The sequence below is a fragment of the Brevundimonas sp. ZS04 genome, assembly GCF_001956865.1.
GTDB lineage: Bacteria > Pseudomonadota > Alphaproteobacteria > Caulobacterales > Caulobacteraceae > Brevundimonas > Brevundimonas diminuta.
Window position 1 is genome coordinate 1 of record NZ_MTHE01000022.1, and the last position, 25,751, is coordinate 25,751.

Annotated in this window: 27 protein-coding genes and 1 tRNA gene; 13 read left to right on the forward strand and 15 right to left on the reverse strand. The window is 66.5% G+C overall.

Annotation, left to right across the window (positions count from 1 at the left end; all coding sequences use genetic code 11):
- Positions 1 to 158 precede the first annotated feature (158 nt).
- From BJP32_RS15760 to BJP32_RS15780, 5 genes are all read right to left on the reverse strand, one after another.
- A complete protein-coding gene (locus BJP32_RS15760) occupies positions 159 to 752 on the reverse strand; it encodes a YfbR-like 5'-deoxynucleotidase (RefSeq protein ID WP_003164317.1) in 594 nt (197 codons plus the stop codon).
- Positions 753 to 906: 154 nt separating this feature from the next.
- Positions 907 to 1,788 carry a hypothetical protein gene (locus BJP32_RS15765; RefSeq protein ID WP_046653001.1) on the reverse strand — a complete coding sequence of 294 codons (882 nt, stop codon included), beginning with the start codon at positions 1,786 to 1,788 and terminating at the stop codon, positions 907 to 909.
- Between the two features lie 107 nt (positions 1,789 to 1,895).
- Positions 1,896 to 2,756 (reverse strand): MoxR family ATPase, encoded by an 861-nt coding sequence (locus tag BJP32_RS15770; protein WP_046653002.1) that lies wholly within the window; start codon positions 2,754 to 2,756, stop codon positions 1,896 to 1,898.
- Positions 2,757 to 2,827: 71 nt separating this feature from the next.
- Positions 2,828 to 3,034 carry a hypothetical protein gene (locus tag BJP32_RS15775; RefSeq protein ID WP_164918008.1) on the reverse strand — a complete coding sequence of 69 codons (207 nt, stop codon included), beginning with the start codon at positions 3,032 to 3,034 and terminating at the stop codon, positions 2,828 to 2,830.
- Between the two features lie 8 nt (positions 3,035 to 3,042).
- Positions 3,043 to 3,465 (reverse strand): hypothetical protein, encoded by a 423-nt coding sequence (locus BJP32_RS15780; protein WP_046653003.1) that lies wholly within the window; start codon positions 3,463 to 3,465, stop codon positions 3,043 to 3,045.
- A 167-nt stretch (positions 3,466 to 3,632) separates the two neighbouring features.
- Between BJP32_RS15780 and flbT the strand changes: the two genes are divergently transcribed.
- Complete coding sequence (flbT, locus tag BJP32_RS15785; RefSeq protein WP_046653004.1) at positions 3,633 to 4,058, forward strand: flagellar biosynthesis repressor FlbT; 426 nt, start codon at positions 3,633 to 3,635, stop codon at positions 4,056 to 4,058.
- Entirely contained in the window at positions 4,018 to 4,380 is a 363-nt protein-coding gene (flaF, locus tag BJP32_RS15790; RefSeq protein WP_076224771.1) for a flagellar biosynthesis regulator FlaF, read from the forward strand. The genes flbT and flaF overlap by 41 nt, the downstream gene beginning before the upstream one ends.
- A gap of 2 nt (positions 4,381 to 4,382) precedes the next feature.
- On the opposite strand, the gene BJP32_RS15795 is transcribed toward flaF, so the two are convergent.
- The 8 genes from BJP32_RS15795 to BJP32_RS15830 form a co-directional block, all read right to left on the reverse strand.
- Positions 4,383 to 5,021 carry an exopolysaccharide biosynthesis protein gene (locus tag BJP32_RS15795; RefSeq protein ID WP_003164324.1) on the reverse strand — a complete coding sequence of 213 codons (639 nt, stop codon included), beginning with the start codon at positions 5,019 to 5,021 and terminating at the stop codon, positions 4,383 to 4,385.
- Between the two features lie 93 nt (positions 5,022 to 5,114).
- Positions 5,115 to 5,303 carry a DUF3008 family protein gene (locus BJP32_RS15800; RefSeq protein ID WP_076224773.1) on the reverse strand — a complete coding sequence of 63 codons (189 nt, stop codon included), beginning with the start codon at positions 5,301 to 5,303 and terminating at the stop codon, positions 5,115 to 5,117.
- A gap of 39 nt (positions 5,304 to 5,342) precedes the next feature.
- Positions 5,343 to 6,662 carry a hypothetical protein gene (locus tag BJP32_RS15805; protein ID WP_143255492.1) on the reverse strand — a complete coding sequence of 440 codons (1,320 nt, stop codon included), beginning with the start codon at positions 6,660 to 6,662 and terminating at the stop codon, positions 5,343 to 5,345.
- Between the two features lie 100 nt (positions 6,663 to 6,762).
- Positions 6,763 to 7,926: an isovaleryl-CoA dehydrogenase gene (locus BJP32_RS15810; RefSeq protein ID WP_076224777.1), complete on the reverse strand. Its 1,164-nt coding sequence runs from the start codon at positions 7,924 to 7,926 to the stop codon at positions 6,763 to 6,765.
- A gap of 44 nt (positions 7,927 to 7,970) precedes the next feature.
- Entirely contained in the window at positions 7,971 to 8,795 is an 825-nt protein-coding gene (locus BJP32_RS15815; protein ID WP_158043315.1) for a lysozyme, read from the reverse strand.
- 90 nt (positions 8,796 to 8,885) lie between these two features.
- A complete protein-coding gene (gene mgtE, locus BJP32_RS15820; protein WP_003164328.1) occupies positions 8,886 to 10,304 on the reverse strand; it encodes a magnesium transporter in 1,419 nt (472 codons plus the stop codon).
- Between the two features lie 62 nt (positions 10,305 to 10,366).
- Positions 10,367 to 10,451 (reverse strand) — tRNA-Leu (locus tag BJP32_RS15825).
- A 107-nt stretch (positions 10,452 to 10,558) separates the two neighbouring features.
- On the reverse strand, positions 10,559 to 10,810 hold the full coding sequence (locus BJP32_RS15830) for a FliM/FliN family flagellar motor switch protein (protein ID WP_003164329.1): 252 nt from the start codon (positions 10,808 to 10,810) through the stop codon (positions 10,559 to 10,561).
- 65 nt (positions 10,811 to 10,875) lie between these two features.
- Here BJP32_RS15830 and lipB point away from each other — a divergent pair, with 65 nt between their 5' ends.
- On the forward strand, positions 10,876 to 11,592 hold the full coding sequence (gene lipB / locus BJP32_RS15835; RefSeq protein WP_046653010.1) for a lipoyl(octanoyl) transferase LipB: 717 nt from the start codon (positions 10,876 to 10,878) through the stop codon (positions 11,590 to 11,592).
- Here lipB and BJP32_RS15840 read toward each other — a convergent pair.
- Positions 11,568 to 11,960 carry a DUF805 domain-containing protein gene (locus BJP32_RS15840; RefSeq protein ID WP_076224781.1) on the reverse strand — a complete coding sequence of 131 codons (393 nt, stop codon included), beginning with the start codon at positions 11,958 to 11,960 and terminating at the stop codon, positions 11,568 to 11,570. The genes lipB and BJP32_RS15840 overlap by 25 nt on opposite strands.
- Positions 11,961 to 12,144: 184 nt before the next feature.
- On the opposite strand from BJP32_RS15840, the gene BJP32_RS15845 reads away from it, so the two are divergent.
- The 4 genes from BJP32_RS15845 (at position 12,145) to BJP32_RS15860 (ending at position 15,647) form a co-directional block, all read left to right on the forward strand.
- Positions 12,145 to 13,629, forward strand: coding sequence for a hypothetical protein (locus tag BJP32_RS15845; RefSeq protein WP_076224783.1), 1,485 nt, complete (start codon positions 12,145 to 12,147; stop codon positions 13,627 to 13,629).
- A 72-nt stretch (positions 13,630 to 13,701) separates the two neighbouring features.
- Positions 13,702 to 14,193, forward strand: a complete 492-nt coding sequence (msrB, locus tag BJP32_RS15850) for a peptide-methionine (R)-S-oxide reductase MsrB (RefSeq protein WP_046653013.1) — start codon at positions 13,702 to 13,704, stop codon at positions 14,191 to 14,193.
- 49 nt (positions 14,194 to 14,242) lie between these two features.
- The gene (locus BJP32_RS15855; protein ID WP_076224785.1) at positions 14,243 to 14,857 is read left to right on the forward strand and encodes a hypothetical protein; all 615 of its coding nucleotides are present in this window, start codon (positions 14,243 to 14,245) and stop codon (positions 14,855 to 14,857) included.
- Positions 14,858 to 14,978: 121 nt separating this feature from the next.
- The gene (locus tag BJP32_RS15860) at positions 14,979 to 15,647 is read left to right on the forward strand and encodes a DedA family protein (protein WP_003164335.1); all 669 of its coding nucleotides are present in this window, start codon (positions 14,979 to 14,981) and stop codon (positions 15,645 to 15,647) included.
- Between the two features lie 214 nt (positions 15,648 to 15,861).
- Here BJP32_RS15860 and BJP32_RS15865 read toward each other — a convergent pair whose 3' ends face one another.
- Positions 15,862 to 19,134: an amidohydrolase family protein gene (locus BJP32_RS15865; protein WP_046653015.1), complete on the reverse strand. Its 3,273-nt coding sequence runs from the start codon at positions 19,132 to 19,134 to the stop codon at positions 15,862 to 15,864.
- A gap of 225 nt (positions 19,135 to 19,359) precedes the next feature.
- On the opposite strand from BJP32_RS15865, the gene BJP32_RS15870 reads away from it, so the two are divergent.
- The 6 genes from BJP32_RS15870 to BJP32_RS15895 all read left to right on the forward strand — a co-directional run.
- Positions 19,360 to 19,908 (forward strand): GNAT family N-acetyltransferase, encoded by a 549-nt coding sequence (locus BJP32_RS15870; RefSeq protein ID WP_233126870.1) that lies wholly within the window; start codon positions 19,360 to 19,362, stop codon positions 19,906 to 19,908.
- A 435-nt stretch (positions 19,909 to 20,343) separates the two neighbouring features.
- The gene (locus tag BJP32_RS15875; protein ID WP_076224786.1) at positions 20,344 to 23,025 is read left to right on the forward strand and encodes a TonB-dependent receptor domain-containing protein; all 2,682 of its coding nucleotides are present in this window, start codon (positions 20,344 to 20,346) and stop codon (positions 23,023 to 23,025) included.
- A 78-nt stretch (positions 23,026 to 23,103) separates the two neighbouring features.
- A complete protein-coding gene (locus BJP32_RS15880) occupies positions 23,104 to 23,817 on the forward strand; it encodes a PepSY domain-containing protein (RefSeq protein ID WP_040344992.1) in 714 nt (237 codons plus the stop codon).
- A 9-nt stretch (positions 23,818 to 23,826) separates the two neighbouring features.
- On the forward strand, positions 23,827 to 24,552 hold the full coding sequence (locus BJP32_RS15885; RefSeq protein WP_046653017.1) for a PepSY domain-containing protein: 726 nt from the start codon (positions 23,827 to 23,829) through the stop codon (positions 24,550 to 24,552).
- 89 nt (positions 24,553 to 24,641) lie between these two features.
- Positions 24,642 to 25,376 (forward strand): histidine utilization repressor, encoded by a 735-nt coding sequence (hutC, locus tag BJP32_RS15890; protein ID WP_046653018.1) that lies wholly within the window; start codon positions 24,642 to 24,644, stop codon positions 25,374 to 25,376.
- 38 nt (positions 25,377 to 25,414) lie between these two features.
- Positions 25,415 to 25,751 (forward strand): FAD-dependent oxidoreductase (locus BJP32_RS15895; RefSeq protein WP_158043316.1); only part of this gene is annotated, 337 nt, incomplete at its 3' end.

Sequence of the window (25,751 nt, forward strand, 5' to 3'; positions counted from 1 at the left end):
GTCGGGGGCGTGGGTGGTCAGAACCACGGCTTCACGGCCCCGCAGGGCGATGATCACCGCCGACAGGCCGATCCTGATGCCGGTGTGGGAGGATGAAGCCTCCGTCCGCGCCTGCGCCATATGTCTCCCTTGCGTCCGCCGCTCTGTGCAGTGTCCGGCTACTCGGTGTGCCAGGCGTCGGCGCCGGGCAGGATGCCGACAGCTTCGGCCAGAACGCGATAGCGGTCCAGATAGCGCTGCTGGGCGATGGCCGCAGGCTGCGGCTCGATCACCAGATCATAGCCGGGCGGAGGGGCGCCGAAGATCTGCAGCGACTCGCGGCGGGTGAAACCGGCCAACTGGGTCGCCTCATAGAAGGCGCAGGCCTTGTCGGCCTTCTTGATCAGGGTCTTGATCGTCTGCGGCGTCTTGGGCGGCAACTGGAACCGGACGTGGATGGCGGCTTCGAGCCGGGCCTCGAAATCCTTGTAGCCGGCGCCCAGAGCCGATTTGAACGGCGAGATCATGTCGCCGATGACGTATTCCGAGGCGTCGTGCAGCAGGGCGGCCAGGCGCCATTTCGGCTCCAGCCCCGGACGGATGTGGGCGGCGATCTCCTCGACCACCAGCGAGTGCTGGGCGACCGAGAAGGCGTGCTCGCCGATCGTCTGACCGTTCCAGCGGGCGACGCGGGCCAGGCCGTGGGCGATGTCCTCGATCTCGATGTCGAACGGCGAGGGGTCCAGTAGGTCCAGGCGGCGGCCGGACAACATGCGTTGCCAGGCGCGAGGCGGCTTGGGTTTGCGGACTCGGGGCGCGGGGCCGGCGTCTTCGATTTCTTCGGCCAAGGTCTTGATGCTGCGCATGCTCAGGCTGGTGACTCAGACCGAACGCGCGATCAAGGGCGGCCGTTGCGATAGATGGGGGTTAATCGCCGACGTTGAGCGTCACCAGGGCCTTGGCGGCGTCGAACAGGCGGTCGGGATCGCGGTCCTTGCTGCGCACGGTGGCGACGACGATGGGGCCGCCGACCGGGCCGCGCGCCTCATAGCCGACGGTGCGCCAGCCGCTGGCCGAGGGCTCGTCCGCCGTCATCAGGAAGGTCGAACGGACGGACTCGCCGGCGGCGCTGGTGCGAATGCGGGCGGCGCCGTCGGTCGCCTCGATTTTTACGGCGTCGTCGCCGGACGAGACGTCGACGCGGCTGGATTTGTCGTCGGCGCGGATGGTCAGGCCGCCGATGCGGATGTTGGCGCGGTCGCCGTCGGCGTCGATCCGCATGCCGGGCAGGCGGACCGTGGCCTTGTCGCCCTGGGCGTCGACGCGCACGCCGGGCGCGCTGACGTGGGCGGAGTCGCCGGAAGCGGCTTCGGCCGCAGCACGAGAGGCGTCGGCCTCGGCGCGGGCTGCGTCCGCCTCGACCCTGGCCACGTCGGCCTCAGCCTTGGCGGCGTCGGCTTCGGCGCGGGCGTTCTCGGCTTCGACCTGGGCCATGGCCTCGGGCAGGTCGGCGGTCAGGCGGGTTTCGAAGGGCTTCAGGGCGTTCTGCGCCGAACGGCCGTCCAACTGGACCAGTTGCAGGATGACTTCAGAGCCGCGGGGCCCGCTGTAGACGCAGGAGCCGTCGGCGCGGGCCGAGCCCTTGCGCGTCAGCACGCCCTGGGTCTGTGGGCATTGCAGGGCGTCGACCACCTTCAGCACGCCCGAGGAATCCGAGGTCGTGGAGGTGGTGATGCGCACCGCGCCGCCGTTGTCGCAGGCGGCGGTCATCAGCGCCAGGGCGATAACGGGCCAGGTGATGTGTTGCATGGTCGGCTCCACTCCAGGCCCCGATTGTGCGCCATCAGCGCCGCAGGACCAGTGAAATCGCGGTAATCGAAAGGCGACGGGAAGGCGGCGAAAATCAGCCGTCCCTCTCAACCGCCGGGACGGACGCCGTCGCGGCGCGCCATGAAGGCCAAGCGTTCGAACAGATGCACGTCCTGTTCGTTCTTCAGCAGGGCGCCGTGCAGCGGCGGGATCAGCTTGCCCGGCGTCTTTTCGCGCAGGGTTTCCGGCGCCACGTCGTCGACCAGCAGCAGCTTCAGCCAGTCCAGAAGCTCGGAGGTCGAAGGCTTCTTCTTCAGCCCCGGCGTGTCGCGGATTTCATAGAAGGTCTTCAGCGCTTCCGACACCAGACGCGGCTTGATGCCGGGGAAGTGGACCTCGACGATGTCCTGCATCGTCTCGGCGTCGGGGAAGCGGATGTAGTGGAAGAAGCAGCGGCGCAGGAAGGCGTCCGGCAGTTCTTTCTCATTGTTCGAGGTGATGACGACGACCGGGCGGACCTCGGCGCGGATCGTCTCGTCCGTTTCCTGGACGTAGAATTCCATGCGGTCGAGTTCCTGCAACAGATCGTTGGGGAACTCGATATCGGCCTTGTCGATCTCGTCGATCAGCAGGACGGGGCGGACCGGGGCCGTGAAGGCCTCCCACAGCTTGCCCTTCTTCAGGTAGTTGCGGACGTCGTGGACGCGTTCGTCGCCCAGCTGGCTGTCGCGAAGACGCGATACGGCGTCGTATTCATACAGGCCGTTGTGCGCCTTGGTCGTCGATTTGACGTGCCATGTGATCAGCGGCGCATTCAGCGCCCGCGCCAGTTCATAGGCCAGAACCGTCTTGCCGGTGCCCGGCTCGCCCTTGATCAGCAGCGGGCGCTCCAGCGCCACGGCGGCGTTGACGGCGACCTTCAGGTCGTCGGTGGCGATATAGTTGGACGTGCCTTCGAACCGGCTCATGCGAAACCTGCTCCATTCCGGGGGAATGGAGCAGGTAGCTTAAAGAGATGCGCGTGAACAGGCGGCAGGCGTCAGGTGATGCGCTTGGCCGATACCGGGTCGCTGGCGGGAAAGGTCTCCTCGACGCCTTCGTCGATCAGGGCTTCCTGGCGGTTCTCGGCTTCCTTTTCCTTGTCCTTCAACTGGTCGGGCTTGCCGTGTTCGTGAGGCGCGCGCTTGGCCGGGGGGGTGTTCGGGTCGGCGTCTTCCTGGGCCTTGGTCGGATGGTGTTCGGTCATTGAATCCCTCATTGCTCAGGGCCGTAGCCCAGGTCTTCTAGATCGTCGTCGGACAGACGCTTGGCTTCCCAATGGGCGGCGCTGGCCTGGGCGCCGCGCTGGTTGCGCATCAAGCCGGCGTAGACGAGTTCGATCTCGTTCGCGCCCGATGCCGTGACGCCGTCGCTGTCCGCATCGCTCAACCGCACGCCGTTGACGCCCAGCAGAGCGTCGGCCTCGGCCTCTATCCCGTCCAGGGCTAGGTCGGCGTCCAGATCGGTGTCGTCCTCGTCGAAGGGTTCGGCGTCGGCGTCCCCGTCCATCTGGGTGACGTCAAGCACGTCATCGGCCTCGTCGAACGACAGATCGCCGTCGCCTTCATCGTCCAGATGGGTCTCGTCATAGACTTCGGCCTGATCCTGGCCGTCGGTCTCGAATTCGGGTTCTGCCATCGTCGTCTCCCTTGCGAAAGGTCAACGGCTCGGCTCGGCGGGACGTTCCCGTCTGCGCGATCGTGACGCTGGGAAGCGATCGAAGTGAAGGGATGGTTAACCACGTCGCTTTACAGTTCTTCAGCGGCCGGCCGTCACGGTGAGGGCGGCGCCACGGAGACCTTCCCTTGCCTCTGAAACTGTCGCTGAAACCCGGCGAGAAATTCGTGCTGAACGGGGCCGTCGTGCAGAACGGCGACCGTCGCGGCGTGCTGGTCCTGCAGAACAAGGCCAGCGTCCTGCGCGAAAAGGACATCATGCAGCCCGAGGACGTGACCACGCCCGCGCGCCGTATCTATTTCCCCGTCATGATGATGTATCTGGATGAGGCGGAGGCGCCGAAATTCTATGATGAATTCGCTCTGCGCCTGACGGAATTCATGGGGGCGGTCCGCAATCCGGACGTCCTGACGGAATGCGTCGCCTGCTCCAAGCACGTGCTGGCGCGCCAGTATTACAAGGCCCTGATGGGCGCTCGCAAAATCGTCGATTACGAAGACCAAAGGCTCGGCAATGTCGCTTCAGGCGTACAAGACGGCGGCGACGCGGGCTGAATCGCCGCGTGAAATGGAATACCGACTGTTCGGCCAGGTGACGCGCGCATTGATGCACGCCGCGACCCTGGACAAGTCGGACGTCGCCGGGCGGATGGACGCTCTGGACTGGAACCGCCGCCTGTGGTCGACGCTGGCGACCGCCTGCTCGGATCCGGCCAACGCCATGCCGCAGGCGATGCGGGCGCAGTTCATTTCCCTGAGCCTGTTCGTCAACCGCAACACCTCCGAGGTCATGCGCGGCGAGGACGACTTCTCGACCCTGATCGACATCAACCGCATGATCATGCAGGGCCTCAGCGGTCAGACTGACGCGGGCTGAACCTAGAAGAGGTTGGTCGCCCATTCGGCGATGCCGGCGACGACGGCGACCACCGTCGTCCACACCAGGGCCAGATAGATCCCGCACACGCCCGTGCCGAAAAAGCCGGCCAGGATGAAGGCGCCGTCGCGCTGGATGATCCCCAAGCCGAACAGGGCCAAGGTCAGGCCGGGCAGGGCGTCTCCGAACGGCACCGGCAGGGCCATCATGAGCGCCAGCAGAATGCAGATCAGGCCGATGACCACATCGGCCGCCTCGCCCGTCAGCGCGGGCCAGCGAGGACGGGTAAGTCGCTCGACGCGTTGAAGCCGCGGAAGAATCTTCTCGGCGGCCGTCCGATAGGAAGCGCGGCTCACAGACAGATTCAGCAACCAGCGCGGCAGCCAGACCCTGTCCCGCTGCAGCGCCAGTTCGGCGGCGATCAGGATGATCGGCACGGAAAAGACCGCCTTGCCGCCCGGCGGCCACGGAAACAGCGCCATTAGGGCCAGCATGAGGATCACGGCGCCGAAGCCGCGCTCGCCGAACGCCTCGACCATTTCGCGAAGAGACAGCTTCTCGCCCTGGGCCTGGCCCAGGCGCTCCAGCACGTCGGAGAAGGTCCGCCCCTCATCGGGCGGCGGCGCGGGAACGAGCGTCATCAATGGGAGACTCAAGGCAGGGTCGTCCGTGACGATAGGGGCCCGCCAGGCTTGGCGCCATCCCTGCCGTGGGGGTTGCGGCGAAATGGACAGCTAATCTTTGGAGACGTGCTCGGGTTTGTCCTTGCGCCTGGTGTGGGCGAGCTCTTCCAGCTGTTTCTCGCTCATCGATTCCAACATGGATTTCGACGCGCCCTTCAGTTCGGACTTGGGCGTCTCGCCGCGCTTGGCCGACAGGGCGGCGCCGGCGGCTTTCTGCTGGGCGGCGGATTTGGCGGGCATGACGATCTCCTTTCGAGAAGGAGCAACTGTCTGTCCGTCCTAGGGTTCCTGGGGCAGGGCGAAACTGATCCGGGTTCGGCCAGCCTGTTGGTGGATTTCGTAGGGCGCGGCGATTCGCAGCGACAGGCCTTCTTTCTCGAGCAGAAAAGGCTCGCCGGCGCGCAACTCATGAAGGTCGGCGGCGGCTAGAGGCAGGGTGACGGCATGGGCGATCACGCCGCCCGTGACCACGCCGACAGGAACATCGATCAGGGCCGGATTGCGTTCGCTCTTCAGCGCGAACCCCGGAGCCTCCATAACCACCATGCCGTGAGGCAGGGCGATGGCTCCGTCGGCCAGCGGAGACATCTTCGCTGCCGAGAAGGACAGCTGGATTTCCTTGCCGCGCTCAACGGGCGCGGTCAGCTCCAGAACCAGCCAATGCGGGGCCTGATCCAGGAAGGCTTCGCGGGTTGTGACGCCTTCGGGCGCCTGGGCAAGTCTTTCGGCCGCCTGGGCCGTGAGGGCAGGAAGGTCGAAACGCGCGGCGGCGGCTGCGGCGTCCTCGACGGAACCTTCGCCGATCGTCTGGCGCAAAAGGACATCCAGCGGGACGCCCTGACAGACCTGGGCTCGCCACTGGTCCGCGCCCATGTCCGCCAAAAGCCAGGTCAGGGCGGCGCCGACCGGATAGGCGCGCCAGCGTAGCAACTCGGAAACCAGACTCATGTCGTTCTGGCTGGGCGTTGTGAGCGCTCTGGCGATGGCGGATGGCAGGGTCGCATCGGGGCGGTCGGCGATCAGATGGGCGGCCTGCAGACCGATGAACTCGGCCGTGCCTTCTGACCATTCTCTTTGCTGCTGCACCGCCAGAACTTCGGCGGGCAGATCGGCGCTGCGCGCTGTCCTAAGCGCCAGATAGGTCTGCGCCAGATGCTTCCGAGCGGGTGCGTCAGGCTCTAGGAGGGCGGCTCGCAGAACCAGGCGTTCCAGATCCAGCGCGGCGATGAAACCGGTCAGGTCGGGTATTGCGTTCAGATCGACGAATTCCTGATGCCCATCGCCTGACATCCAGCGGAAGGCTGTGTTCTGGAAGTCGTGGAATTGTTCGTGGAAGAGGGTCGACAGGTCGTCGTCGGCGCCGTCGGGTCGCAACAGCACCGTGTCCGGAACGCCGGAAGGATAGTCCAGGACGAAATGAAACTCGGCGCCTTCCAATCGGCCGGGTCTGAAGCGGGGCGTGTCGGGCAGGCGGGCGCCGCCGAAGACGGCGCCGATATCGGGCGCATAGAGGATGAAGGGCTGGCCCTTGGGCCAGTATCCGGGCCACAGGCGGCTGAGTGCGTCTGCGTGACGTTCGACGCGTTCGGCCTGCGCCACCAAGGCGTCCTGATCGAGAATAGGCGAGGGGGCCTGAGCCCAGACAGTTGAGGAGAAAAGCGCGCCCAGAGCGCCGAGCAAAGCCCCCCGCCCGATCACATCAGCTTCCCAGAAGCTCGCGGCCGATCAGGAAGCGGCGGATTTCGTTGGTGCCGGCGCCGATGTCGTAGAGCTTGGCGTCGCGGACCAGGCGCTCGACCGGCCATTCCTTGGTGTAGCCGGCGCCGCCCAGGGCCTGGACGGCCTCCAGCGTGACCTTCACCGCGTTTTCCGAGGCCAGCAGGATGGCGCCGGCCGCGTCGTAGCGGGTGGTCAGGCCCTGATCGCAGGCGCGGGCGACCGAATAGACATAGGCGCGGGCGCTGTTCAGGGCGACGTACATGTCGGCCACCTTGCCCTGCATCAGCTGGAAGGAGCCGATGGCCTTTCCGAACTGCTTGCGGTCGCGGACGTAAGGCAGGACCACGTCCAGAGCCGCCTGCATGATGCCCAGCGGACCGGCCGACAGGACGGCGCGCTCATAGTCCAGGCCGCTCATCAGCACGGCGGCGCCGCGCCCTTCGCCGCCCATGATGTTCTCTTCGGGGACTTCGCAATCCTCGAACACCAGCTCGGCCGTGTCCGAACCGCGCATGCCCATCTTGTCCAGCTTCTTGGAGACCGAAAAGCCCTTCATGCCCTTCTCGATCAGGAAGGCGGTGACGCCGCCGTTGCCTTCGTCGGTGCGGGCGTAGACGACCAGAGTCTCCGCGTGCGGGGCGTTGGTGATCCAGAACTTGGTGCCGTTCAGGACGTAGCGGTCGCCCTTCTTCTCGGCGCGGGTGCGCATGGACATGACGTCGGAGCCCGAGCCGGCCTCGGACATGGCCAGCGAGCCGACGTGCTCGCCCGAGATCAGCTTGGGCAGATACTTCGCCTTCTGCTCGGGCGTGCCCCAGCGGCGGATCTGGTTGACGCACAGATTGGAGTGGGCGCCGTAGCTCAGGCCGATCGAGGCCGAGGCGCGGGAGACTTCCTCCATCGCCACCACGTGTTCGAGGTAGCCGAGGCCGAGGCCGCCGAACTCTTCCTCGACGGTGATGCCGTGCAGGCCCAGCTCGCCCATCTCGGGCCACAGGTCGCGGGCGAATTCGTTCTTTTCGTCGATTTCGGCGGCGCGGGGGGCCAGCCGTTCGGCGGCCCAGCGGGCGGTGGTGTCGCGGATGGCGTCAGCGGTCTCGCCGAGGCCGAATTCCATGGATTGGGGCGCGAAGGGAATGCTCATGCCGCAAGGCGTAGCATCGTGCGCGAGCTTCGCAAAGACTGCTGTTAGCGCGACTGTTTCTGCTTCGCGACGTCCGTCGCCGGAGCCTTGGCGCGCAGGGCGCTCCAGGCCGCCATGCCGATGAAGACGAGACCCGCGATGGCCAGGCCGGCGCCAATCAGCACGGTCGCGTCGCTGGCCGTCGGCGCGCGCCAGGCGCGCTGGAAGGCGGCGATTCCCGCCATGAAGGCTAGGGCTCCGACGCCGCCGATAAACAGGACGGCGCCCTTGTCGCCCAGGGCCGCGTCGGGCGCGGCGGCGCGCGCTTCGTGACGCAGGACGGGGGCGGTGGGCGGGGCGGCGTCAGCGGGCGGCTCTGCAGAACCGGGGCCGCGCACCGGGGCGGTCAGCAGGGCGTCCAGAGGCGCGGGCTGGTCGGGGGCCGTGTCGAACAGGGCGCGCTCGGCCGAGCGGCGGCGGTACAGGGCGTCGACCGGCGGCGAGGCGCGCTCGGGCCAGGCGGACAGGGCGACGGCGGCTTCGGACGGCGCATTCGCATCCAGCTTGGCCTGGACGTCCGATCCCTGAAACCTCTCCAGGCCGATGGAGAAGATGAAGCTGGCCAGGGCGTCGAACTGGTGCTGGTTCAGCGGCAGACGCACGCGCTCGTTCAGCAGGGCGACGATCGGCATCAGGTCGTATTGCAGCAGCAGTTCGGCCTCGGCCTCACTGATCACGGCGCCGGGGCGGGCCGAGCGGGCGTGGCCGTAGCCGATGACGGGCGTCCCGTCGCGGCGCAGCACGGTGCGCGGGCGGAAGCCCTCGAAGCTCTTGATCAGCAGAAGGCCTTCTCGAGAGACCTTGCGGCGTTGCGGCGCGGCTGCGGACACGGATTGACCCAATTCGAAACGAGCGTTCTCGCCCTGGCCGGGGCGGAGCAAGCCTCGTTCCGAAACGGGCGGGGCCGTTTCAGGTCAGATTTACAGCAGGACGATGGTCGCCAGGCCGAGGAAGATCAGGAAGCCGAAGAAGTCGGTCGTCGCCGTCACGAACACGGCCGAGGACACGGCCGGGTCGAACTTCAGCTTCGACAGGGTCAGCGGGGTCAGCACGCCGACGCTGGCCGCGACCAGCAGGTTCAGGATCATGGCCGCGCCGATCACGGCGCCGATGCGCCAGTCCTGGAACCAGAATCCCGCCGCCAGACCGATCAGCGGCGCCAGGACGAAGCCGTTGGCCAGGCCGACGGCCATCTCGCGCCAGAAGGTTCTGAGGGCGTTGGAGGCGTTCAGCTCGCGCGTCGCCAGGGCGCGCACGGTGACGGTCAGCGCCTGCGTCCCTGCATTGCCGCCGATGGCCGAGACGATGGGCATCAGCACGGCCAGGGCCACGATCTGCTGGATGGTGCCTTCGAACAGGGCGATGACGCTGGCGCCCAGCATGGCGGTGAACAGGTTGATGCCCAGCCAGGGCACGCGGCCGCGCACGATCTCGAACACGCTGGACGAGCGGTCCTCGTCGGCGACGCCGGCCAGGCGCAGGATGTCCTCGCGGTTCTCTTCCTGAATGATGTTGACCACGTCATCGACGGTCAGCTGGCCGACCAGCCGCCCGCCCGTATCGACCACGGGGGCCGAGATCAGGTGATATTTCTCGAAGATGTAGGCGACCTCTTCCTGGTCGACGTCCACCTCGATGGCGTTGACCGGCTCCATCAGCTCGATCAGGGGTGTGGCGCGCGGACTGCGCAGCATGCGGCTGATGGCGACGCCGCCGACCGGCCGATTCATCGGATCGACCACATAGATGTCGAAGAACAGCTCGGGCAGGTCGTCGCCCTGGGCGCGGACGTGGTCGATGGTGTCGCCGACGTTCCAGAACTGCGGCGCGGCCATGAACTCGCGCTGCATCAGACGGCCGGCCGAATCCTCCGCATAGCCCAGCGAGGATTCGATGGCGGCGCGCTCGACCTCGGGCATGGCGGCCAGCACGCGCTCGCGCTGATCGTCCTCCAGATCCTCGACGACCGAGGCGGCGTCGTCCGAATCCAGTTCCTGCAGGGCTTCGGCCAGGGTGGCGGAGGGGACGCGCTCCAGCACCTTCTCGCGGATGCCGTCGTCCATCTCGGGCAGGGATTCCGCCAGCAGTTCGGGCGGCAGCCACTGGACCACGACCGAGCGGTGTTCGGCGGTCAGGAAGCCCATCAGGTCGGCGACGTCAGCGGGGTGCAGGTCTTCCAGCAGGCCGCGCAGACGCATGCCGTCGCCGTCGTCCGCGGCGTCCACGACCTTTTCGACGAAGGCCGCCGTCAGGGCGTAGTCTTCACCGAGGGCGGCGTGATCTTCGTCTTCGAGATGGGGGTCTTCGGGGCGCAGAGGGGCAAGGTCCGTGTGGGTCACGTATCTGCCTCCTCTGAGATGATTTCAGCCTATCTAGCCGAGATTCGCCCTGTCAGATCAGATGGTGCGGTCGAGAAGACTCGAACTTCCACGGGTTGCCCCACAGCGACCTCAACGCTGCGCGTCTACCAATTCCGCCACGACCGCTCGCATCGGAGGGCGGGCAATAGCGGAGAGCCGACGGAAAGAAAAGAGCGTTTTGCGGAAATAGCGGAGACAGGCGCAATTCCTTCTCCTGACAGGCGAGGGATGGCTCAGGCGGCCCCGGCCATGAAATCATAGACATCGGCCGGGCGCGTCACCGTGATGGCGATGCGGTCGTCGCGAATCTCGATCTCGCCGCGTGCGACCGGATGGTTGTTGGCCAGGATCCAGACCTCGTCCTTTTCCGAGGCGTCCAGCGGGATCACCGCGCCGCGGCCCATGCGCAGCAGTTGCTGCATCGGCAGGACCGAACGGCCCAGCACGACCGAAATCTCGACATCGACGGCTTCGATCTGGCTCAAGACGATACTCGCAAATCAACGGGCGGCCCTTGCGCCGCCGCGTTCGGCCCCACATTGAGGGCATCATGCTTGCCGACCCGTTAAACTCTTCCCAACGCAGCCTGCTTCGCGAGGACGGCCGTCCTGTCGAATGGGCGCTTTCGTCGGGCTATATCGACTACGCCGCCGCCGAGGCCGCCATGGAGGCGCGCGTCGCCGCCATCGCCGCCGGAGAAGCCGAGGAGCTGGTCTGGCTGCTGGAGCATCCGCCGCTCTACACCGCAGGCGTCTCGGCCAAGGACGACGACCTGCTGGCGCCCGACCGTTTTCCGGTTCATCGGACGGGGCGGGGCGGGCAGTTCACCTATCACGGGCCGGGCCAGCGCGTGGCCTATGTGATGCTGGACCTGAATAAGCGCGGCAAGGACGTGCGAGGCTTTGTTCACGGGCTGGAGGACTGGATCATCGGCGCCCTGGACCGTTTCGGCGTCGAGGCGGGAATGCGCGAGGGCCGGGTCGGCGTTTGGGTCGAGCGCAAGGGCGCGGGCTGGAGTCGTGAAGACAAGATCGCCGCCATCGGCGTCAAGGTCCGCAAATGGGTCAGCTTCCACGGCATCAGCCTGAACGTGGAGCCGGAGCTGGACCACTTCGGCGGTATCGTGCCCTGCGGCATCACCGAACACGGCGTGACCAGCCTGGTCGATCTGGGCGTACTGGCGACGATGGATGAGGCGGACGATGCGTTGAAGTCGTCCTTCCAGCAGGTGTTCGGGCCGGTTCAGCCCGGCGTCGCGCCGCTCTGACGCGCGGCGCCGTAGCGGTTGAAGGCTTTCTGACCGGGCAGGACCGCAAGGTCGAAGGCGATCAGGACGAGAGCGGCCGTCGCGACCCAGCCCAGAAGCGTCAGCGGCTGCGGCCAGGCCAGGGCGAAGGCCAGCAGGATCGGCCCGCTCCACCAACCTGAGCGCCCCCGGTCATGCAGGCGTTGGGACAGGATGCAGAAGCCGCCGTAGAGCAGGACGGCCGCGACCAGGGCGTGAAGCCAGCCGGGCGTTCGCAGAAAAATGTCCACGGCGACCCAGACGCCGATCAGGCAGGCTGCGCCCGCTAGGAAGCGAATTCGACCGATGCGCCCCGTAGAATTCAAAAACAGATCAGCCAGGGCGGTCATTCTGGGGCACGCGGCGTTTCGGCGCGTTTTGCGCCTGCGGAAACCACGGCCTAGTCGGGAAACGGGCGCGCGTAAACGCCGCGGTCCGCAAAGCGGTGCAATTTCGTCACAGGGGTGGCGACGGCGCCGTTAATGGGTCTAAAACACGACCAACCCGCATACTGAACGGACTGGGAGAACCCCTATGCAACGCCTGCTTTCCGCTTCGGCGGCCGTACTGGCCCTGAGCTTCGCCGCCTCGGCCGCCTCGGCACAGAACTTCAGCGATCTGGCGCGGCAAGACCTTCAGGCCATGCACGCGGCTCTGCGCGACAACCACCCTGCCGCCGTGGTGCCGGGCGACGCCAGCGCCCCCTTCCGCGCCTGGCTGGATGCGGGCCTGCAGCAGGCGCAGGCCAAGGCCGGTCAGGTCAACAGCGGCGACAGCCACGCCTATCTGCTGCGCTGGTACGCCAACGGTTTCCGCGATTCCAACATCGCCGCCCGCCCGACCTATGAGGGCCTGGGTCCGTTCTTCGCCACCAGCTGGCCGGGCGTGGCCACGGCCTGGCGCAACGGTCAGTACGTCGTCTCCTATGTTCAGCCGGGCGTGCGCGGCGCGCCGCCGCTGGGCGCCGTGCTCAAGAGCTGCAACGCCGAGCCGATCGAAGACCTGGCCAAGGCCAAGCTGGACCAGTTCGAGGGCGACCTGACGACCGAGGCCGGCCGCGTCCGCAGCGCGCCCTATCTGCTGTGGAACCGCAACAACCCGATGACGACGGGCGTGCCCGGAACCTGCGAGTTCCAGGTCGGCCGCCGCACCCGCGACTTCACCCTGTCGCCGCAACCGGCCACGGCCCAGAACCTGGAAGCGGCCTATCGCGCTTCGGTCTATGTCCCGTCGGGCGCGCCTCTGTCGGTTGAGACGGTGAACGGCCGCCCGTGGATCAACGTCCACTCCCTGGCCGATGACGCCGCCTGGGACGCCTTCTTCGCCCAGATCGAGGCGCAGTCCGCCGCCATCCGCGGACCGCAGGGCTTTGTGCTCGACCTGCGCGGCGCCAACGGGGCGTCGGTGAACGCCACCTCGCGCGGCTATGGTCTGGCCAACCGAATCTGGTCGCCGGAGTTCACCGTCAGCCGCCAGCCGGAAGCCGGTCAGATCACCTACCGCGCCACCGCCGCCAACCGTCAGTGGTTCGCCGACACCCTGAACCGCATGGTGTCGGACCCGCGCTTCGTTCAGGAATCGGGCGCAGTGATCGAGCAGACCCAAGCCATCGTCGCCGCCTTCGACAGCGCCATCGCCGCCGGTCAGCCGACCTTCGTCATGCCGGGCCGTCCGGCGACGCCGGACACCGGCGCCGCCAACCCGGTGCAGGGCCAGGTGATCGTGCTGGTCGACGCCGGCTGCTCGGGCGGCTGCCTGGACACGCTGGACCTGCTGAGCCGCCTGCCGAATGTGCGCATCGCCGGCTCGACCACGGCCGAGGACACCATCTTCATCGAGCCGACGACCCTGCGTCTGCCGTCCAACTACGCCGACCTCAGCTATGGTCATAAGGCCTGGACGACGCGCCAGCGCGGCAACAACGCGCCGTACGCCCCGGCCGGCGCTCTGGCCTATGCCGGCGACGCGACCGACGAAGCCGCCGTGCGGACCTGGGTGAACGGCCTGTTCGGCGCCTGATCTAAACGTTCATTACGGACTATCGAGGGCCGGATGGTGGAACGACCGTCCGGCCCTTCCTATTTTGAGATCATGACCCAGACCGAATCCGCCGCCCCGATGCGTTCCGCCTCCGGCTATGACCTGACGCCGCCGACCGACAGCCAGCGCGTGGCGCTGGAGGCCGACCTGTCGCCGGAAGAAAAGCGCGTGCTTCTGGCCCATGGCACCGAGGCGCCCTTCTGCGGAACCTTGCTGGGCGAAAAGCGGGCAGGGGTCTTCTGCTGTCGCGAGTGCGGCCTGCCCTTGTTTCGCTCGGGGACCAAGTTCGAGAGCGGCACCGGCTGGCCCAGCTTCAACGAGCCGGTCGATCCGGCTCACGTCCGCGCCGTGCGCGACGACAGCTACGGCATGGTGCGGGTCGAGACGCGCTGCGCCCGTTGCGACAGCCATCAGGGCCACGTCTTCCCCGACGGCCCGCCGCCGACGGGCCTGCGTTACTGCATCAACTCCGTCGCGCTCAGTTTCGTGGCCGAGGGAGAGCCTTTGCCTGATCCTTTAGGGCGCGACGACGGGACGGCCTGACCTTGGCCGCATTTGGGGTTAGGGTGCTTGTGAACGGGAGTAGATGCGTATGCTGATCGAACTCATGGCCGCCTCCCTCTTGCTGGCGAACAGCGATCCCGAGGGCGTGGTGTCGACGGCGCCGCGCGCTGGTCCGGGCGCCGTGCCGACGGCGAGCGCCGATGCATTGGCCGCGACGGTCGGCGACGCCTCGCCCGCCGTGACGCTTCAGACGGCAGCCCCCCACGGCCTGTCTACAGAAGAGCAGATTTCCCGCTGGATCGGCGAGCGCAAGGCGGATGCGCCGCCCGTCGAGACCTGGGCTGACGCCTGGGAAGAGGCCGCGCCGCGCAAGATGCACGGTCAGGTCAGCGCCGGGATCGGCACCGGCGGCTATAAGGATTTCGGCGCGGCGGTCTCTCTGCCGCTGGGCGAGAACGGCACGCTGAACCTGAGCTTCAGCCAGACGAAGAACGCGCCCTGGGCTTATCCCTACGGCTATGGCTATGGGCCCTATGGTTTTGGTGCGGGACGCTTCGGCCTGGACGGCTACGGCTGGCGCGACGCCTACGGCGCCGTGCCTGGGCCCTGGGGCGTACGCAGCCCGCGCGAGCGTTCCAGCCGCATCCGGCCGTTCGATCTGGATGATGAGCGCCGCGAAACGCCGGATGACGCCACGCGATAGGGCGTTGGGCGGTTAAAGTGCGGCCTGAGGGTCACGGCGCGCGCTTTTTCCCCTTTGGCGTCGCATCGCCGCATTCCCTTTCTATGGGCTGATCCCATATGCCCTCGGGCAAAGGATCAGTATGGACAGTTTGCTTACCTCGGCCGCCGACTTCATCGCCCGCAACGCCATGTGGGCCGGCGTGATCCTTGGCGCGGTGACTTTTTTTGAGTCCCTGGTCGTCATCGGCGCCTTCGTGCCGGCGACGGGGTTGCTGGTCGCGGCGGGCGGCCTGGTGGCCGCGGGCGTGCTGGACCCCTTCACCGTCATCGGCGGCTGCGTCATCGGCGCCGTCATGGGCGACGCCATCTCCTACTGGATCGGGCGCCGTCTGGGCACGCGGGTGCTGCGCCACCATCTGCTGGTGCCGCACCGCCGCAAGCTGGCCTGGACGCGCCTGTACTGCCGCCGCTACGGCGTGGCCTCCATCTTCATCGGCCGCTTCTTCGGCCCGCTGCGCGCCTTCGTGCCGGTGATGGTCGGGGTGCTGCAGATGCGTCAGCGCGTCTTCCAGTTCGCCAATGTCAGCTCAGCCTTCGTCTGGGTGCTGGCCATGCTGGCGCCGGGCTATCTGGCGGCCAAGGGCCTGGCCAAGCTGGAGATGATGAGCGAGGCGCACAATCCGACCTTGTGGCTGCTGGCCTTCGGCGCAGTGGTGCTGGCGCTGGTGCTGGCCATGCGCTGGTTGAAGGGCCGTGCGGCGCGGCGCAACGCCTTGCTGGAAGCCTCTGTGCGAGGGCTGGGGGAGTAACCTCCTCGCCCCGTTCGCGCTTCAAGGCGCACGCCGCGAGATTTTTATCTTTCGTCACCCTTGGGCTTTCATACTGCCGGCCTCCGCTCATCCCGGCGTCCGCCGGGCTGAGCGGGAATGAAGGGCGACGACCAACGCTTAGGGCCAATAGAGTCACCACGAAAAAGGGCCCGGCGGATGCCGGGCCCTTTCGCGTTCCTGCCTGGCGGCGGGATCAGTCGTGGGTGTGGCCGTGGCTGTCGGCGGCCGAGGCGGTGCCGTCGGCGCTCCAGGCTTGGCCGTCTTCGCTCTCGAACCAGAACGGCTTGCGCTCAGCGCCGCCGACCTCGTTCATGTGGTTATCGAACAGGCGGCCGTTGATCATGGTGTAGCCGATCTTGGTCGAGTCCCGCAGGTTCTCGAGCGGATTGGCGTTCAACACGACTAGGTCGGCCAGCTTGCCGACTTCCAGCGAGCCGATGTCCTTGTCCATGCCGAGGGCGCGGGCGCCGTTGATGGTGCCGACGCGCAGGGATTCGTGGGCGCTCATGCCGCCCTGTTCGAACATCCACAGCTCCCAGTGGGCGCCGAGGCCTTCGCGTTGGCCGTGGGCGCCGATCTGGACCGAGACGCCCTGATCCATCAGCCGCTTGGACTCACGGGCGATGGAGATGTGGTTCAGCTCTTCCGGCGGGGTCTTCACCGGACGACGCGAACGCGCGTCCAGGATGCGGCGGGGCACGTACTGGGTCAGGATCGGATCCTTCCAGACGTCCGTCGTCTCGTACCAGTGGTTCTCGCCCCAGGCGCCGCCGAAGCCGACGACCAGGGTCGGGGTGTAGGCCGTCCCCGTCTGCGACCATAGCTGCACCGCGTCGTCGTACATCCGCTCCACCGGCACCGAGTGCTCGATGGTGGTGTGGCCGTCGACCAGCATGCTCATGTTGGCGTGATACAGCGAGCCGCCTTCCGGCACGACCATCATGCCCAGTTCGCGGGCGGCCTGCATGATCTGCTGGCGCTGGTCGCGGCGGGGCTGGTTGTAGCTCTTGACGCTCCAGGCCCCGATGGCCTGCATCCGGCGCAGGTGCGAGCGCGCGTCGTCCAGATTGTTGACCACGGCCGTCGTCGGCGTAGCCGCGCCATACAGAATGGTGCCGGTCGAGAAGATCCGCGGCGCCACCACGCGCCCGGCCTTGGCCAGTTCGCTGTGGGCGAAGATCTCGCTGTTGTCGTTCGACGGGTCGTGCAGCGTCGTCACGCCGAAGGCCAGGGCGGCGTAGTTCACCCAGCTCTGCTGCGGTATGATCTCGTCGGAACCCATGCTGCCGTGCCAGTGGGCGTCGATCAGGCCGGGGATGATGGTCTTGCCGGCCATGTCCATGACGCGGGCGCCGGCCGGAACCGTGACCGAGCCGCGCGGGCCGATGGCCTCGATGCGGTTGCCGTTGACGACGATGACGCCGTCCTCGATCACCTCTTCGCCCTTCATGGTGATCAGGCGGGCGCCGGTCAGGACGGTGACGCCGCTGGGGCGGGCGTAGTCGGCGCTGAAGCCGATCTTGATCCCGTGTTCGGCGGGCTTGGGCAGGTCAGCCGGCGCGCCGTCCATGAAGGCGAAGCTTTCGCTCAGCGGACGCGAGAACAGCTCCGGCCCCATCGACCACTGCAGGCGGCTGGAATCGCCGGACCAGTGCAGCCATTCGCCGGCGTCGCGGGTGACGCGCGTCTGCGGCAGGGCCTTGGCGTCGGCGCCGACCGTGATCGGGCGGCCCGTCGGGACGAAGGGGGCGACATAGGCGTTGAAGCGTTCGGTCCAGGCGATCCACCGCTCGTCCGGCGAGATCGAGAACTCGGCCGCCCAGTCGCTGCTCAGGTGGGTGCGTTCGTCTTCGCCCGACAGGTTGACGGACTTCAGGACGCGCTTGTCGCCGTCGCGATCGGCCAGGAAGATGCGGTCGTTACGGGCGCCGAACTGCGGGTTGGAGCCGGAATCAGTGACCTTGACCGGCTCGCCGCCGCGTACGGAGACGCGGTAGACGCCCGGCTCGCGGCTCCACATGGCCGAGCGCAGATAGCCGTCGCTGGAGGTGCGATAGACGACCGTCTGGCCGTCCGGCGAGAAGCGCGGCTCCAGATAGTGGCCGGGGTTGGTCGTGATGGTGCGGCCTTCGCCGCCCGCGACCGGAACCACGCGGATGGAGCCCAGGTTCTCGTCGTTCCAGGTCGTGTAAACGATGGAGCGGCCGTCACGCGACCAGGACGGATAGAGCTCGAAATGGTCGCTCTGGCGCGTCAGGCGACGCGGCGTTCCGGCCACGCCGTTGCGCAGGTCGCGGACCCACAGATTGCCCAGGGCCTCGAACACCACCTTGGAGCCGTCCGGCGAGGTCTGGGCCCAGCGGATCATCTTCACGTCGAACTGGGCGGGGGCCACGTCGACGGGGAATCGGGCCGTCTCCTGCACCCGGCGGGTGTCGGTGACGCGGAAGGGCACTTCGCTGACGGCCTTGGAGGTCACGTCGATGCGGCGGATCTTGCCGCCCGCCCAGATGACGATGGAGCCGTTGTCCGGCGTCCAGGCGAAGCCCGGATAGACGCCGTGGATGGCCCAGGTCTCCTGCATGTCGCGATCCAGGGCGTCATAGATCGGCGTCTCACGCCCTGACTCCAGGTCCATGACGTAGAGCGTCGACTGGTAGCGGTCACGGCGCACGAAGGCGAGCGACTTGCCGTCCGGCGACGGGGTGGGGCGCACCGAGCCGCCCGGCCCGGTGACGAAGGGCTTGATCTCGCCCGTCTCGCGATCCAGGCGGCGGATCACATAGAGCTGGGTGTTCGGATCCTTGGAGTATTCAAAGACGCCGCCCGGCGTGGATTCGTCGCTGAAGTACATGTAGCGGCCGTCGGGCGAGAAGGCGGGCTCGCCCGTGTCCTTCTGCTGGGTGCGGCGCTCGGTCAGTTGCACGCCGCTGCCGCCGCCCGAGCGGTGGTACATCCACATCTCGCCCGCGCCCAGCGAACGCGAGGAGGTGAAGTGCTTGCGCCCGACGATGAACTGGCTGTCCGGCGTCCAGGCGGGGGAGTTCAGCAGGCGGAAGGTCTCGCTGGACACCTGGCGCGGGTTGGAGCCGTCGCGGTCCATGACCCACAGGTTGTCGCCGCCCGCGCGGTCCGAGGTGAAGGCGATGAAGCGGCCGTCCGGCGAATAGCGCGGCTGCATGTCCCAGGCCACGCCCGAGGCGATGGGACGGGCTTCGCCGCCGCTGATCGGCATCACATAGATGTCGCCCAGCAGGTCGAAGATGATTTCGCGACCGTCGGGGCTGACGTCCAGCGCCATCCAGGTGCCTTCGTCGACGTTGATGTTGACGTCGCGCTGGGCGCCGATCGGGTTCTGCACGTCCCATTTCGGAGTCGCATCAGCCGCGCCCGCTGCGGGCGTCTGTGCAAACGCCGGAAAGGCCACGGTCAGCGCCGCAGCCGTGGTCATCAGAATACGCTTCATGAAAAGCCCCTCAGCCCCTCGAACAAAACTTGATGGGACGAAGCTAGCGGCGCGTGGTCAGGGTTGACCAGTCGGGATAATGGCGCAAAGGCCGAATAATCTTCGGTTTACCGTCGCGCAGGCGATGGCGCGGGCCTGCGCGATTTCGTCGTATTGCCGTCAAGCTCCAGCTGACGGAGCTTCTCACGGGCGCTCTTTGCCGGGCGACAAACAATGGAGTTCTGAGTGAGTGCGTTGAGTGAAGCGTCGAATGCGTCGGCCTGGACGCTTGTGAGCGCTCAGGCTGATGACGCCGACGCCCTGGCCTTGATCGGGGCGGCCACCTTTCTTGAGACCTTCGCAGGGGTGCTGGACGGCGCGGCCATCGTCGCGCATTGCGGCGTCGCACATGCCTCTGGCTATTACACGGAGCGATTGAAGGCGGGTGCGGCGGCGTGGCTGGCTCAGGTCGAACATGGCGCACCCATCGGCTATGCGCTGCTGGACAAGCCGCAGCTTCCCGAAGTCGAGGTCCGCGAGGATGATCTGGAGCTGAAGCGGATCTACGCCCTGAGCCGATTCCAGGGCGGGGGATTGGGCCGCGCCTTGATGGCGACGGCGCAGGATGAAGCGCGACGTCGGGGCGCGCAGCGATTGCTGCTGGGCGTCTATGCTCAGAACCAGCGGGCCTTGGCCTTCTATGCCCGCGCCGGATTTGTCAGGCTCGGCCAGCGGCGCTTCAGCGTGGGCGGGCGTGAGTATGAAGACATGATCCTGGCGCTCGACCTGGCGTGACCCATGGGCGCCGAACGGCGAAGCGGAACCGTCGCAGGATTCGATCTTGTGACGTTCTTTTGTGTGTTTCCGAAAATCTGGCGCCTGTCCCCACATTGTTTTGAGGGGTTGGGCGTTCGGCTGCGTATTGCCGTTTCTCAAGTATTAAAACGAAATAATCTACGGTCATGTTTAAATCGCATGATCATTTGAAGCAACGGAAAATAGTCATGTCCAGCCCGTCTTTCGAAGGCGGGGAGGGGTGTCGTTATTAACTTGGTCAAATTTGGGGTAAATTTGCCCCATTTTTGCATTAATGCGGCATAAATATTACCGATTTTTGAGCTGTCATATGTATATACATGACTTGACGCTCAAGACGCCTCCCGCACAGGTTCCGCCCCAGTCAGAGCTAAAGGTTCTGAGCGAATACCTAAGTGGGAAGGCATGGGGACGATGAAAAAGAGGCTTTTGTTGGCGGGGGCGGCTATCGCCGCGACTATGTACGGCGAGGCGGCGTCGGCTCAGGAAGTCGATGTGACCAATGTTGACGACATCGTCGTCACTGGCAGCCGGATCAAACGTCAGGACATCAGCGGGGTCGGCCCCGCCACGGTCGTGACCGGCGAGGATATCGAGCGTACCGGCATCACCAACGTCGAGACCCTGCTGCAGCGCCTTCCGGCGTCGGCCGGCGCGGCGGGCAATCAGACGAACTCCTACTGGACGGGCAACGGCTACGGCACGGCGCAGGTGAACCTGCGCGGCCTGGGCATCAACCGGACCTTGACGCTGATCAACGGTCGTCGCGTGGTCAACGGCGGCACCGGCGCCAACAGCGCACCCGACCTGAACATGATCCCCACCCCGATCATCGCCCGCATGGACGTGCTGAAGGACGGGGCCTCGGCCATCTATGGCGCGGACGCCGTGGCCGGGGTGGTGAACATCATCACCGTCAACGGCTATGAAGGCCTGAAGGTGTCGGGCAAGTACGGCGTCACCGACGAGGGCGACGGTCAGGATGTGACCTTCGACGTCCTGTGGGGCATCAAGAACGATCGGGGCGGCGTCACCGCCGCCTTGACCTATCAGAAGTCCGAAGAGGTCAATCTGGCCAGCCGCGCGCCATGCGGCCTGGGCGAAGTCAACGGCGCCCTGACCTGTCTTTCCAGCGCCACGACGCCGGGCGGCCGCGCGGTCCTGCCGAACGGGCAGATGATCAACTTCAACCAGACGCCGGGCGGAGACGGCGACTTCTACGAGCCGTATGATCCGGCCAAGCACAACCACAACTCAAACGGCTATCTGAACGCTTCTTCGCCGATCGAGCGCTTCAGCACGGCCGTGCTGGCCGACTATCAGTTGACGGATAGCGTCAGCCTGTTCGGCGAGCTGTTCTTCACTCACCGCGAGAGCAACCAGATGGCGGCTCCGGGCGCCCTGCGCGACATCCGCATCGCGGCCGATCATCCGACCAATCCGACCGGCCAGGATCTGCTGCTGATCCGTCGTCTTCTGGTCGAGCCGGGCCAGCGTCAGTTCTTCCAGGAAACGGATACCTACCGCTTCGTCGGCGGCGCGCGCGGCGACATCGCCGGCGACTGGACCTGGGAGGCTTCCGCCAACTGGGGCCGCAACACCGGCGTTGACGGCATGACCAACATCGTCAATCTGCAACGGCTGGGCGATACGCTGAACACCTCGCTGTGCAGTCCGACGCCGGGCGCGGCTGTGCCGTGCGGCGACTATCTGGGCATGGGCGACGTTAATCAGGACGTGCTCGACTACATTCTGTTCAACTCGCGCGACACGGGCGGCAATGAGCAGAAGAGCTTCACCTTCGACGTCAGCGGCACCGTCATGGAGCTGCCGGCCGGCGCCCTGGCGATGGCGGCGGGCCTGGTCTATCGCGAAGAGAAGGGCTGGCGCGATCCCGACGCCCTGACGGTGCTGGGCATCTCCAACACCAACCAGCAGGATCCGATCGCGGGCGAGACCAAGGCCAAGGAAGCCTATGTCGAACTGTCGGCGCCCTTACTGAGCGATCTGCCATTCGTGCAGCGGCTCGAACTGGACGGCGCGGTCCGTTACTCGGACTATGACATGTTCGGCGGCGAGACGACCTATAAGTTGGGCCTGAACTGGACGGTGGTCGACAGCCTGCGTCTGCGCGCCACGTACGGCACCGGCTTCCGCATCCCCAGCGTGCCGGAACTGTTCGGCGGCGTGGCCGAGGGCAACCTGACCACGACCGATCCGTGCAGCCGCTACAACGCCAGCGGCGACGCCGTCCTGATCGCCAACTGCGCCGCTTCGGGCGTGCCGGCGGGCTATGTGCAGATGGGCACCACCATCCTGACCACGGTCGGCGGCAATGAAAATCTGAAGCCGGAAAGCACCGAGACCCTGACGTTGGGCCTGGTGTGGCAGCCGACGCAGATCAGCGGCCTGACGCTGACGGCGGACTATTTCGACATCAAGGTCGAGGACGCCATCCGCTCCATCCCCGGTTCGACCAAGCTGGCGATCTGCTATGCGACGCCGAACATGGACCACCCGTTCTGCAAGCCGGACAGCTTCACCCGCAATCCGTTGACGGGTGAGGTGAACTATCTGTCGGCCCAGCCCTCCAACACGGGTCTGGAGACGATGAAGGGCGTGGACATCGGCGTGCGCTACGCCTTCGACATCGGCCAGCGTCGCGCCAGCCTGGACTGGAACACCACCTATCTGGACGAATACGTCATCACGCCCTTCGAAGGCGGCGATCCGATCATCTTCGACGGTCACATCGGCGGCGGCAACGGCGGCTATCCGCACTGGCGCTCGAACGCCAGCCTGACGGTCATGGATGAGCGCTGGGCTGGAACCTATTCGATCCAGATGATCGGCGAGGCGACGGACTTCAACGCCGCGCCGGGCGATATCGGCTATCAGACGGACGCTGTCTTCTACCACAACGCCCAGTTCTCTTACCGGGTGAACGACAACGTCGACGTGGCCTTCGGCATCGACAACCTGTTCGACAAGAAGGCCCCGTTCATCCAGAGCTGGACCGACGGCAACACCGACACGATGACCTACGATCTGCTGGGCCGTCGCGGATATGTCCGCCTGACGTATCAGTTCAACTAAAACCGATGTGAGGTGCGTCAGGCGCGTGTTCTGGAACGCCGCCTGACGCAGCCTTCTCTCACAAGCCGTGAGTATAAAATGATACGCTGGCCTCTATTGGCGCGTAGAACCCACAAGTGGTTTTCGCTCATCATGGGCGTCCAGGCCCTGTTCTGGATCGTGAGCGGTCTCTACATGACCGCCATCCATATCGACATCATCCATGGCGACCACCTGATACGGACGCCGGACGCCAAGCCGATCGCGACGGACGGTCTGGTGGAGCCGTCGGCCATCCTGAAGGGCGCCGACCGGACCAGCAGTCTGCGTCTGGTGCAGCAACTGGATCAGCCGCTCTACATCCTGACGGATGCGAGCGGGCAGGCGCTGTACGACGCCCGCTCGGGCCAGAAGCTGCCCCTGATCGACGAGGCCGGCGCTCGCCGGCGCGCCGAGCGGATCTACGCCCCCGAGGGCGGGGTCGTGAAGGCTGAGCTTCTGACCGAGATCCCCGGCGAGATCCGCGGCCGCGCCGCGCCGATCTGGCGCGTCGAGTTCGAGGGCATGTGGAAGCCGACCCTCTACCTTTCGCCGCATACCGGCGAACTGCTGTCCCGGCGCCATGACCTGTGGAGAGGCTTCGACTTCTTCTGGATGCTCCACATCATGGACTACGAGACCCGCGACAACATGAACAACGCCCTGCTCAAGGTCGCGACCTGGATGATGGTGGCGACGTCCCTGTCGGGCGCCTGGCTCCTGATCTTCAGTTTCCGCCGCAAGCGCCGCGTGCGCAAAAAAGCCGCTGCGTGAGGACCGCCCATGTTTCTACTTCGCAGACTTCATAAGTGGTTCGGCCTGGTTCTGGGCATTCAGCTCCTGCTGTGGGCGATCAGCGGCGCCGTCATGGCTATGATCGACCATCACAAGGTCACGGGCGGTCACGTCCTGGCCGAGGTCAAGCCTAGCCCTGCGCCGACCCAGGTGCTGTCTCTGGCCCAGGTGTCCCAGGCGATCGGCGCGCCCGTGTCGCAGATCGAACTGCGGCCGCTGCAGGACCAGTGGGTCTTCGCCGCGACGACCGCCGAGGGGATCAAGCTGGTCGATCCGCTCAGCGCCGCGCCTGTGGTCATCGACGCCGAGCGGGCCAAGGCCCTTGCGACGGCGGCCTTCAACGGTTCGGCGGCGATCACCTCGGTGACGCGCGTCGAGAAGCCGACGCTGGAGACCCGCGATTTCGCCCTGCCGGCCTGGCGGGTCGAGTTCGCCGACAAGGAGCGTTCGACCTTCATCCTGAACGCCGTCACGGGCGAGCTGGCGGGAGCCAAGACCAACACCTGGCGGCTGTGGGACGTGTTCTGGATGATCCACATCATGGACTACACGGACCGTCAGAGCTTCAACCACCCGCTCATCATCATCATCGCCACCGGCTGCCTGTGGCTGGCGCTGAGCGGTTTCATCATGCTGTTCCAGGCCTTCCGCAGGCAGGACTTCGCCTATCTGCATGACGGCGTCGAATGGTTGCAGGAACGGCGTCGCCGCTGACGACCAAAGGCCGGGGCGCCCATGACGGCGTCCCGGCTTCTTCATGATTCAGAGCCTGAAGAAGGCCGCCATGACCTTGGGAGGGGCGCATGGACAGTCCGCTTCACCGGCGCATCCGGTCCGACATCGCCGAGCGCATCCTGTCGGGCGAGTGGCCGCCGGGCTTCCGCATTCCCTTCGAGCATGAGCTGATGGCTGACTACGACTGTTCGCGCATGACGGTCAGCAAGGCCCTGGCGCCCCTGGCCGAGCGGGGCATGATCGTCCGGCGCAAGCGGTTCGGCTCCTTCGTGGCGCGGCCGCGAATCCATTCGGTGCTGCTGGACATTCCCGACATCCAGGCGGAGATCCAGAAGCGCGGCGAGCCCTATGACTATGAGCTCCTGCTACGAAAGGTCCGCGCCGCCCATCGGCGCGACGCCAGCGAACTGGGTCTGACCGCGTCCGGCGAGGTGATCGAGCTGCGCTGCCTGCACAAGGGCAGCGGCCGCGCGTTCGCCCTGGAGGAGCGGGTGATCTGCCTCACCTCGGTTCCCCAGGCCAGGGATGCGGCGTTCGACGAAATTCCCCCCGGCACCTGGCTGCTTGAGCGGGTTCCCTGGACCGAGGCCGAACACAAGATCAGCGCCGTGAACGTATCGCGGGCGACCGCCTTGACGCTGGGCGTCGAGCCGTCGGCGGCCTGTCTGTCGTTGGAGCGCCGAACCTGGCGGCGGGCCGAGGGCATCACCTTCGTGCGGCTGACCTTCCCCGGCGAGGCCTATGACCTGGGCGCGCGTTTTGCGCCCTCCGAGCCGGACCCGACCGCTCCCACGGGGGCGTAACCGCCGCTGCAAACAGATTGAGTATGAAGGAAAAAGTTATGTCGGCTGATGGCCCAGCTTTGCCGCCCAAGGTTGTAATCATCGGCGCGGGACACGCGGGGGGCTCGGCGGCGGCGCTGCTGAGGCAGTATGGGCATGAGGGCGAGATCGTCCTGGCGGGGCAGGAGAGCGCGCCGCCCTATCAGCGGCCGCCCCTGTCGAAAGCCTGGCTGAAAGGCGAGGCGGGCCTAGAAGACCTGCTGCTGCGTCCCGAGAGCTTCTACGCCGAGCAGAATATCGCGCTGCGCACCGGCGTCACGGCGAGCGCCATCGACGCGGCCGCCAGGACCGTGACCTTCGCCGACGGAACGGTCGAGACCTACGACGTGCTGATCC

Coding starts and splice junctions, on each gene's coding strand:
- BJP32_RS15760 (WP_003164317.1), bottom strand. CDS start 752: ATGTTGTCCGGCCGCCGCCTGGACCTACTGGACCCCTCGCCGTTCGAC.
- BJP32_RS15765 (WP_046653001.1), bottom strand. CDS start 1,788: ATGCAACACATCACCTGGCCCGTTATCGCCCTGGCGCTGATGACCGCC.
- BJP32_RS15770 (WP_046653002.1), bottom strand. CDS start 2,756: ATGAGCCGGTTCGAAGGCACGTCCAACTATATCGCCACCGACGACCTG.
- BJP32_RS15775 (WP_164918008.1), bottom strand. CDS start 3,034: ATGACCGAACACCATCCGACCAAGGCCCAGGAAGACGCCGACCCGAAC.
- BJP32_RS15780 (WP_046653003.1), bottom strand. CDS start 3,465: ATGGCAGAACCCGAATTCGAGACCGACGGCCAGGATCAGGCCGAAGTC.
- flaF (WP_076224771.1), top strand. CDS start 4,018: ATGTCGCTTCAGGCGTACAAGACGGCGGCGACGCGGGCTGAATCGCCG.
- BJP32_RS15795 (WP_003164324.1), bottom strand. CDS start 5,021: ATGACGCTCGTTCCCGCGCCGCCGCCCGATGAGGGGCGGACCTTCTCC.
- BJP32_RS15800 (WP_076224773.1), bottom strand. CDS start 5,303: ATGCCCGCCAAATCCGCCGCCCAGCAGAAAGCCGCCGGCGCCGCCCTG.
- BJP32_RS15810 (WP_076224777.1), bottom strand. CDS start 7,926: ATGAGCATTCCCTTCGCGCCCCAATCCATGGAATTCGGCCTCGGCGAG.
- lipB (WP_046653010.1), top strand. CDS start 10,876: ATGCTTGCCGACCCGTTAAACTCTTCCCAACGCAGCCTGCTTCGCGAG.
- BJP32_RS15840 (WP_076224781.1), bottom strand. CDS start 11,960: ATGACCGCCCTGGCTGATCTGTTTTTGAATTCTACGGGGCGCATCGGT.
- BJP32_RS15845 (WP_076224783.1), top strand. CDS start 12,145: ATGCAACGCCTGCTTTCCGCTTCGGCGGCCGTACTGGCCCTGAGCTTC.
- msrB (WP_046653013.1), top strand. CDS start 13,702: ATGACCCAGACCGAATCCGCCGCCCCGATGCGTTCCGCCTCCGGCTAT.
- BJP32_RS15855 (WP_076224785.1), top strand. CDS start 14,243: ATGCTGATCGAACTCATGGCCGCCTCCCTCTTGCTGGCGAACAGCGAT.
- BJP32_RS15860 (WP_003164335.1), top strand. CDS start 14,979: ATGGACAGTTTGCTTACCTCGGCCGCCGACTTCATCGCCCGCAACGCC.
- BJP32_RS15865 (WP_046653015.1), bottom strand. CDS start 19,134: ATGAAGCGTATTCTGATGACCACGGCTGCGGCGCTGACCGTGGCCTTT.
- BJP32_RS15875 (WP_076224786.1), top strand. CDS start 20,344: ATGAAAAAGAGGCTTTTGTTGGCGGGGGCGGCTATCGCCGCGACTATG.
- BJP32_RS15880 (WP_040344992.1), top strand. CDS start 23,104: ATGATACGCTGGCCTCTATTGGCGCGTAGAACCCACAAGTGGTTTTCG.
- BJP32_RS15885 (WP_046653017.1), top strand. CDS start 23,827: ATGTTTCTACTTCGCAGACTTCATAAGTGGTTCGGCCTGGTTCTGGGC.
- hutC (WP_046653018.1), top strand. CDS start 24,642: ATGGACAGTCCGCTTCACCGGCGCATCCGGTCCGACATCGCCGAGCGC.